The organism is Arthrobacter sp. H41 (assembly GCF_000520535.1).
Taxonomy (GTDB): Bacteria; Actinomycetota; Actinomycetes; order Actinomycetales; family Micrococcaceae; genus Arthrobacter_D.
In genome coordinates, this window is the sequence record NZ_KI914823.1 from 1 (window position 1) to 8,100 (window position 8,100).

Here is an 8,100-nt window from a genome sequence, read left to right on the forward strand (position 1 = left end):
GAGGGCGTCAAGGCCGGCGCCCTCGTCCGGAAGGCCGCAGGCGTCCTCGGCGGCGGCGGCGGAGGCAAGGACGACGTCGCGCAGGGCGGCGGCGCCGACCCCGCCATGGTGACCCAGGCGCTCGACGCCATCCGGGCCGCCGTGGCTTCCCGCTGAGCCGGCGCTGATGACGGATCCGGTTTCGGCTTCGGCGCCCGGCTATCCCGCCGGTCCGAAGCTCGGCGTCGACGTCGGCATGGTGCGGGTGGGACTCGCCGGAAGTGGCAGCGACTCATCGCTTGCGATGCCCATCCGCACCCTGGCACGGGATGCGAAGAAGAACAGCGACATCCGGGTGGTGGTGCGCGAAGCGGCAGAACGCGGAGCCGTGCAGGTGTTCGTGGGTCTTCCGAAGAATCTCAGCGGGCGGGAATCGGAGTCGGCGGCTATGGCGCGGAGCTACGCGGACCTCCTCGCGACGGCACTGCAGAGGGCCGGCCTGGTAATCCCGGTCCGGCTGATCGACGAGCGGCTCTCCACCGTCTCAGCACATCGTGCGCTGCATTCGGCTGGCGTCGGCAGCCGTGGGCATCGTAAGCTGGTAGACCAGGTGGCCGCGGTGGGAATCCTCCAGCACGCCATCGACATGCAACGTTCACTGGATCGGGATGTAGGGGACCCCGTTACAGTGCGTCAGGTGGACGGCGATCCAAGCCTTTCATTGACCTTCAACGAGGAGTCCGCAATTTCCGCTAACACGCCAAAGGACGGGGATCAGGAGCTGTGAGCCATCGATCCGCCCCGCCTCCAGCGCCCCACGAACGGGAACAACCCTCCGATGCCGGCGAGTACGACGACGGCCCGGCGCACCCGGAGCCGATTGAACAGTTCTTCGACACCTCGGACACCTCGGACACCTCGGATGCCGAGGCACCGAAGCCCAAGAGCAAGGCCTCGTTGGCCCGGCAGCGGCGTCGGCGTCGGCGGACCGTCGTTCTGGTCGTCGTCCTGCTGGTCTTCGCGGGAGTCGTCTTCGGCGTTGCCATGATGCTGCGCGACCTTCTGGGCCTCGATGAGGTCACCGATTACGCCGGACCAGGCGGCGAGAGCATCGTGTTCACGGTCCCTCAGGGGGCCGGGTCCCTCGCGATCGGTATGGGCCTCGAGTCCGAGGACATCGTTGCGGATTCCGACGTCTTCATCTCCTCCCTGGCCGCCATCGCCGACGGACGGGAAGTCCAGCCCGGCGAATACGAGATGCGCCGCCAGATGTCCTCCGACGGTGCCGCGGAAGCCCTGCTCGGGGAGGACCCCACCCAAGTGCACTATGCGGCAGTAGCCCGCGACCTGCGCCAGGGGGAGGTCTTCACCGTCCTTTCCGAATCCACGGGAATCCCCGTCGCCGAGTTCGAGGCACTTGCCGCCGCGCCTGCGCAATTCGGGCTGCCCGAGCAGGCCCGCAGCCTCGAAGGCTACCTCCACCCGGGAGAATACCGCTTCGACGTCGCACTGACGGCACCGGAGATCATCCAGCAGATGGTGGACAACACCCTCGCGCAGCTCGAGGCGGACGGCATCACCGACCCCGCCGAGCAGTACCGCATCCTGACCATCGCGAGTATCGTGCAGGCCGAGGCCGGCGAGGGCGACTACGCCTCGGTGGCGGGATCGATCATGAACAGGCTTGGGCCCGACAATGTCGAGACCAACGGGCTCATCCAGTCCGACGCGACCGTTACCTACGGTCTGGGCAGGAAGAGCTACGACCTCACCCCCGAGGAAAAGGCCGACACCAACAACCCCTACAACACCTACGCCAACCCGGGGCTGCCGGTAGGGCCCATCGGATCGCCGAGCGAAGAGGCGATCGACGCCGCAGCCGATCCGGCGGACGTGCCCTTCTTCTACTGGGTCACCGTGAATCTCGACACCGGGGAAACCAAGTTCTCCGAAACCCTCGCCGAGCATGCCCGCTACGTGGCCGAATACCAGGCGTGGTGCGCTGACAACCCCGGCCGGTGCCTCTAGGTGAGCCGACCGGACGGTACCGCCCTTGACCCGGCGGTACCGGGCCCCGCAATGCCTGCGCATACCGCAGGCTTCCGTGCAGCGGTGATCGGGCAGCCGATCACCCATTCGAAATCGCCTGCCCTGCACAGTGCCGCCTACCGGCTGCTGGGTGTGGACTGTACCTACACGGCGATCGATGTCCCCTGCCGGTAGGGCCCATCGGATCGCCGAGCGAAGAGGCGATCGACGCCGCAGCCGATCCGGCGGACGTGCCCTTCTTCTACTGGGTCACCGTGAATCTCGACACCGGGGAAACCAAGTTCTCCGAAACCCTCGCCGAGCATGCCCGCTACGTGGCCGAATACCAGGCGTGGTGCGCTGACAACCCCGGCCGGTGCCTCTAGGTGAGCCGACCGGACGGTACCGCCCTTGACCCGGCGGTACCGGGCCCCGCAATGCCTGCGCATACCGCAGGCTTCCGTGCAGCGGTGATCGGGCAGCCGATCACCCATTCGAAATCGCCTGCCCTGCACAGTGCCGCCTACCGGCTGCTGGGTGTGGACTGTACCTACACGGCGATCGATGTCCCGCCGGAGCAACTCGGACCTTTCCTCGACGGCATCCGGGGAGAGCCGGGCTGGCGGGGGTTGTCGGTGACCATGCCGCACAAGGCCGCTCTGACCCGCCTCACGAACAGCAACACGCCCCTGGTACAGGCACTCGGCGTCCTCAACACCGCCACCTTCTCCCGAACCGACGACGGCGTGCACGTCACCGGGCACAATACCGACGCCGCGGGCGTGGCCGGCGCGCTGTCCTTCAGTGGGGTGGAGGCTCCCGCCCGTGCGGTGATCCTCGGAGGCGGCGGAACTGCCGCTGCTGCCGTGGCCGGACTGCAGCTTCTCGGCGCAGCCCGCGCCGACGTCTTCGTCCGGTCGCCCGAGCGGGCGCGCGGACTGGCCGACGTCGGAGCCCGGCTCGGCATCGCCGTCACGGTCCGGCCCTGGAGCGGGGCGCCGCACGCGCTGGCCGCCGCCGACGTCGTCGTGTCCACGCTCCCGCCGCACGCGGCTGATCCGGTCGCGGCGGAGTTCTCCCTTGCAGCGGAGCTGCGACGCCCCGCGTTCCCGGGCACCCTCCTCGATGTCGCCTACGACCCCTGGCCGAGCGCACTGGCCGCCGCATGGGCCGACGCCGGGGGGAGGGTCGTGCCCGGTCTCGAGATGCTGCTCTACCAGGCCGTCGAACAGATCCGGCTGTTCTTCCCTGAGGCACCGGAGCCCGGCCGCGATGTCATAAATGTGATGTGTGACGCAGTGGGGGCACCGCGGCGCTGATCAGGCCCCGGCAGCGTGGCAGTATTGAAGTCATGCTGCGTTGGTTGACTGCCGGAGAATCCCATGGCCCTGCCGTGGTCGGAATCATCGAGGGGCTTCCCGCCGGGGTGGCGGTGACAACCGCTGACATCCAGGCCGCGCTGGCCCGCCGGAGGCTCGGGTACGGCCGCGGAGCCCGGATGAAGTTCGAGTTGGACGCGGTGCGGATCCTCGGCGGCGTCCGGCACGGCTTAACGCAGGGCGGGCCCGTCGCGATCGAGGTCGCCAACACCGAGTGGCCCAAATGGGAAAGCATCATGGCCGCGGACCCGGTGGCTCCGGAGGAACTCGATTCGCTCGCCCGGAACGCACCGCTCACCCGGCCCCGGCCGGGGCATGCCGACTTCACCGGGATGCAGAAGTACGGTTTCGATGAGGCGCGGCCGGTCCTCGAACGCGCGAGTGCGAGGGAAACAGCAACCCGGGTGGCACTCGGAACCGTGGCATCCCAGTTCCTCGCGGCCCTCGGCATCCGCCTCGTCAGCCACACCGTCTCGATCGCGTCGGTATCGGTCCCGGAGGACGCGCCCCTGCCCACCCCGGCGGACGTGATCGCCCTCGACGCCGATCCCCTGCGGTGTTTCCACCGCGACACCTCCGACGCCATGGTGGCCGAGGTCGATGCCGCGCACAAGGAAGGCGAAACCCTGGGCGGGGTGGTCGAGGTGGTGGCCTACGGCCTTCCGCCGGGCCTTGGAAGCTACGTGCACTGGGACCGCAGGCTCGATTCGCGCCTCGCTGCGGCCCTGATGGGGATCCAGGCCATCAAGGGCGTCGAGGTCGGTGACGGTTTTGCGACGGCGGCCCGGCGGGGCACCGCCGCCCACGATGAGATCGTCCGCAACGAGGCCGGCAAGATCGTCCGGACCAGCAACCGCGCAGGGGGCATCGAGGGCGGAATGAGTATCGGCGATGCGCTGCGAGTGCGGGCGGCGATGAAACCCATCGCCACGGTGCCACGCGCCCTGCGGACCATCGACGTCAGCACCGGAGCGGCCGCCCGCGCGCATCACCAACGGTCGGACGTCTGTGCAGTTCCGGCGGCCGGCGTGGTCGCCGAGGCGATGACCGCACTGGTCCTGGCGGAGGCCGTCACCGAGAAGTTCGGTGGCGATTCGGTCGGCGAGACGCTGCGGAACCTCCAGGGCTACCTCGCCGGCATTCCCGGGTCCCTGGACTCGGCCGGGCACTGATGGCGCAGCACGCTGCGCCACTCGTGCTCGTCGGGCCGATGGCCACGGGCAAGACGGCGCTGGGGCGATCCCTCGCCGCGCGCCGCGGTGTGGCCTTCGTCGACACCGACCGCCGCGTCGTCGAACGCCACGGCCCGATCGCGGTGATCTTCGCCTCGCGGGGCGAGGCGGGGTTCCGCCGCCTGGAGGCCGCCGTCGTCCGCGAAAGCCTTGCCGCGGGGGACGGCGCGGTGGTGGCACTCGGGGGAGGCGCAGTGCTCGACGCCGGTACGCGGGCAGCGCTGGACGACGCGTGCGTCGTCTTCCTCGACACCGATCTTCCCACCGTCCTCCCGCGCATCCTCTCCGACACCGGCCGGCCACTCCTGGCCGGTGACCCCGCCGCCCGCTGGGTCGAACTCTACGAAGAGCGCCGCCCGCTGTACGAGGAGGTGGCGGACCTCGTGATCGATACGCGCGGCCGAACCCTCTCGGAAGTGCTGAAACTGCTCCTGCGCCGGCTCGATGGCCCGACGGACGAGATCGGTCAGGCCTGCGGGATCCAGCCCACCGACGAAAGAAGGACGCCAAGCCATGGCAATTGATGCCACTGTCATTCCCGTGACGGGAAGCAGCCCCGAACACAATTACGACGTCGTGGTGGGCCGGGGGTTGCTGAACCGGCTGCCCGCCCTTCTCGGGGAGCGTGTCCGTCGCGTTCTCGTGATCCACCCGCGGGCGCTGCGGGCGACGGGCGATACCGTGCGCGCGGAGCTCGCCGACGCAGGTTTCACCGCCGTCACCGCTGAGATCCCCGATGCAGAGGAGGGCAAGCACATCCAGGTTGCCGCCTTCTGCTGGCAGGTCCTCGGACAGAACGACTTCACCCGGTCCGACGCCGTAGTGACCGTGGGTGGGGGAGCGGTCAGCGACCTCGGCGGGTTCGTGGCGGCGACGTGGCTGCGCGGGGTCAAAGTGGTCCACCTGCCCACGAGCCTGCTCGGCATGGTGGATGCCGCGGTGGGCGGCAAGACCGGCATCAACACCTCCGAGGGCAAGAACCTGGTGGGCGCGTTCCACCCGCCGGCCGGCGTCCTCGTGGACCTCGATGCACTTGCCACCCTGCCGAAGAACGAGCTCGTGACCGGTATGGCGGAAGTGGTGAAATGCGGTTTCATCGCCGACCCGCAGATCCTGACCCGAATCGAGAACGATCCGGAGGCGGTGTCCGAGGCAGGCTCGGCGGTAGTGCGTGAACTCATCGAACGCTCCATCGCGGTGAAGGCGGCCGCCGTGTCCGAGGACCTTCGCGATACCGGGCGCCGCGAGTTCCTCAACTACGGTCACACACTCGGCCACGCCATCGAACTCGCCGAGCGGTACTCCTGGCGCCACGGTGCGGCCGTCTCCGTGGGGCTGGTCTTCGCGGCGGAACTCTCCCGCATGGTGGGGCGGCTCAGCGATGCCGAGGCGGACCGGCACCGCAGCATCCTCGAATCGCTCGGTCTCCCCGTCACCTACCGGCGCGACCGCTGGGCCGCTCTGCTCGACGGCATGCGGCGCGACAAGAAGTCGCGGGGAGACCTTCTGCGGTTCGTGGTGCTCGACGGCGTCGCACGCCCCGGCATCCTCGAGGTCCCGGACACGTCGCTGCTCTTCGCCGCGTACCAGGAAATAGCTTCGTAGCGGTCCCGTACCCGGCCTGGCCCCGTCGCGGCTCCCGCCCGGACCAGTCGCGGCTCTCGCCTTAGGTCCCGCCTGGCCCCGTCGCGGAGCGGGACCGGGTCATCGGCAACAGGGTAGACTTACCGGTGGACTTTCCCGGCGCTGCCGCATGCCCATCTGGGGCGGCCTGGCCGGTTGTGACAAGTTCTCCCAGTTCGTCGACGAAAGTGAACCCGTGGCCACCACGAATGACATCAAGAACGGCACTGTGCTGAAGCTTGAAGGAAACCTCTGGAACGTGCTCGAGTTCCAGCACGTCAAGCCGGGCAAGGGCGGCGCCTTCGTGCGCACCAAGCTGCGCAACATCCTCTCTGGCAAAGTGGTGGACAAGACGTTCAACGCCGGCCTGAAGATCGAAACCGCGACCGTCGACCGCCGCGACTACCAGTACCTGTACAAGGACGGCGAGGACTTCGTGTTCATGGACACGAGCGACTACGACCAGATCACCGTACCCGGCAAGACCGTCGGGTCCGCCGAGAACTTCATGCTCGAGAGCCTGACGGTCACGATCGCCATGCATGAGGGGTCCGCGCTCTACGTCGAGCTGCCGCCGTCAGTGGTTCTCGAGATCACGTACACGGAGCCCGGGCTCCAGGGCGACCGTTCCACGGGCGGCACAAAGCCCGCGACGGTCGAAACCGGCTACGAGATCGCCGTACCGCTCTTCCTCGAGACCGGGACGAAGGTCAAGGTGGATACCCGCACCGGCGACTATTTGGGACGCGTCAACGAGTGAGCGCCCGCAGCAAGGCCCGACGACGGGCACTGGACATCCTCTTCGAAGCCGAGCAGCGTGCGGTGACGCCGCTGGAGGTCATTCGGGCCCGCCGCGAGAAGACCGACATGATCATCGCCGACTACTCGGTGGATGTGGTCGAGGGAGTCCTGGCCCACAGCGAGCAGATCGACGAATACCTGAGCACCTACTCCCAGGGCTGGACGCTCGACCGCATGCCCGCCGTGGACCGCATGATCCTGCGGATCGGGAGCTGGGAACTGCTGTACAACGACGACGTTCCCGACGGCGTCGCGGTCAGTGAAGCCGTGGAACTCGCCAAGATGCTCTCCACCGAGGAATCTCCCGTGTTCATCAACGGCCTCCTCGGCCGCCTGCAGCAGCTCAAGCCAACCCTGCTCGCCTGAACCCGGTACCGGCCCGGCCGGTACCGGGAACTGAACCGGTTCCCGCGCGGCCCGGTTCCCCGTAGCAGGCGGGCCGATTGGGTCTCCCGCAACGCCTCGACCCCACGCGGCTGAGCAGCAGGGCAGGGGTTGAGGCGTTGCCCCTTTTCCGCTGGGATCAGCCGGCGCCGAGCTGCTTGAGGATTCCGGCCTCGTCGGTCGCGCCCCAGCGCTCCACGATCTTGCCGTCGTCGAACCGGGCAACCTGGACTCCCCGGACGGTGAACCGCTTACCGGTGGGTTCCACCCCCTGGAACGGCCCGCGGTGGGTGCCGGTGAGCGTCAGCACCACGGCAACGTTGTCGTCGTCGGCGACCATCGTCTCAGGGGTCAGGACCAGGTCGGGAAAGGCGGTCAGGAACTGCTGCCAGAAGTCCTTGAAACCCTGCACTCCCGGGCCCTGGTCCGGTGCCGGGTCGTGGTCCTGGACGTTCTCCGCGAACACTTCACCGAACTGGTCGATGTCCCGGCGCTCGATCAGCTGACCTAGTTTCTGCTGAGCCGCTATGTTCTTCTCGCGTGACATGCTGGTCCTCCATGGCTAGAAAGTAAGTACGCTTACGACACTAGCGAGGCTGCCCGCGGAGTGCAAAGCTCGCGGGGTGCTCGTCGGAGGCGCGCAGGAAGTCGCGCAGCAATGGCGGGTGCACGAC

The 8,100-nt window shown here is 68.3% G+C and carries 11 protein-coding genes and 1 pseudogene; 11 read left to right on the plus strand and 1 reads right to left on the minus strand.

The genetic code is table 11. The features are described 5' to 3' along the window. The 11 genes and pseudogenes from Y705_RS21460 to nusB form a co-directional block, all read left to right on the plus strand. Positions 1–156, plus strand: a 156-nt coding sequence (locus Y705_RS21460; protein WP_155850088.1) for a DHHA1 domain-containing protein, incomplete at its 5' end; no start/stop codon positions are given. A 10-nt stretch (positions 157–166) separates the two neighbouring features. Then, positions 167–766, plus strand: a complete 600-nt coding sequence (ruvX, locus tag Y705_RS20130) for a Holliday junction resolvase RuvX (RefSeq protein WP_049822796.1) — start codon at positions 167–169, stop codon at positions 764–766. After that, positions 763–2,007, plus strand: coding sequence for an endolytic transglycosylase MltG (mltG, locus tag Y705_RS0113920; protein ID WP_026533301.1), 1,245 nt, complete (start codon positions 763–765; stop codon positions 2,005–2,007). Before ruvX ends, mltG begins: the two co-directional genes overlap by 4 nt. A gap of 51 nt (positions 2,008–2,058) precedes the next feature. Beyond that, a pseudogene (locus tag Y705_RS21465) lies at positions 2,059–2,190 on the plus strand (hypothetical protein); the annotation flags it as partial. A 41-nt stretch (positions 2,191–2,231) separates the two neighbouring features. Next, positions 2,232–2,393, plus strand: a complete 162-nt coding sequence (locus Y705_RS21470; protein ID WP_343212768.1) for a hypothetical protein — start codon at positions 2,232–2,234, stop codon at positions 2,391–2,393. Positions 2,394–2,444: 51 nt separating this feature from the next. Next, entirely contained in the window at positions 2,445–3,326 is an 882-nt protein-coding gene (locus Y705_RS0113935; RefSeq protein ID WP_026533302.1) for a shikimate dehydrogenase, read from the plus strand. Between the two features lie 32 nt (positions 3,327–3,358). Next, on the plus strand, positions 3,359–4,558 hold the full coding sequence (gene aroC / locus Y705_RS0113940) for a chorismate synthase (RefSeq protein WP_026533303.1): 1,200 nt from the start codon (positions 3,359–3,361) through the stop codon (positions 4,556–4,558). After that, the gene (locus Y705_RS20135) at positions 4,558–5,142 is read left to right on the plus strand and encodes a shikimate kinase (RefSeq protein ID WP_081738074.1); all 585 of its coding nucleotides are present in this window, start codon (positions 4,558–4,560) and stop codon (positions 5,140–5,142) included. The genes aroC and Y705_RS20135 overlap by 1 nt, the downstream gene beginning before the upstream one ends. Further along, positions 5,132–6,223 (plus strand): 3-dehydroquinate synthase, encoded by a 1,092-nt coding sequence (gene aroB, locus Y705_RS0113950; protein WP_026533304.1) that lies wholly within the window; start codon positions 5,132–5,134, stop codon positions 6,221–6,223. The genes Y705_RS20135 and aroB overlap by 11 nt, the downstream gene beginning before the upstream one ends. 214 nt (positions 6,224–6,437) lie before the next feature. Then, positions 6,438–7,001 (plus strand): elongation factor P, encoded by a 564-nt coding sequence (gene efp, locus Y705_RS0113955; RefSeq protein ID WP_026533305.1) that lies wholly within the window; start codon positions 6,438–6,440, stop codon positions 6,999–7,001. Next, positions 6,998–7,408 carry a transcription antitermination factor NusB gene (gene nusB / locus Y705_RS0113960; protein ID WP_026533306.1) on the plus strand — a complete coding sequence of 137 codons (411 nt, stop codon included), beginning with the start codon at positions 6,998–7,000 and terminating at the stop codon, positions 7,406–7,408. Before efp ends, nusB begins: the two co-directional genes overlap by 4 nt. A gap of 157 nt (positions 7,409–7,565) precedes the next feature. On the opposite strand, the gene Y705_RS0113965 is transcribed toward nusB, so the two are convergent. After that, positions 7,566–7,973, minus strand: coding sequence for an ester cyclase (locus Y705_RS0113965; protein WP_026533307.1), 408 nt, complete (start codon positions 7,971–7,973; stop codon positions 7,566–7,568). Positions 7,974–8,100: the final 127 nt, after the last annotated feature.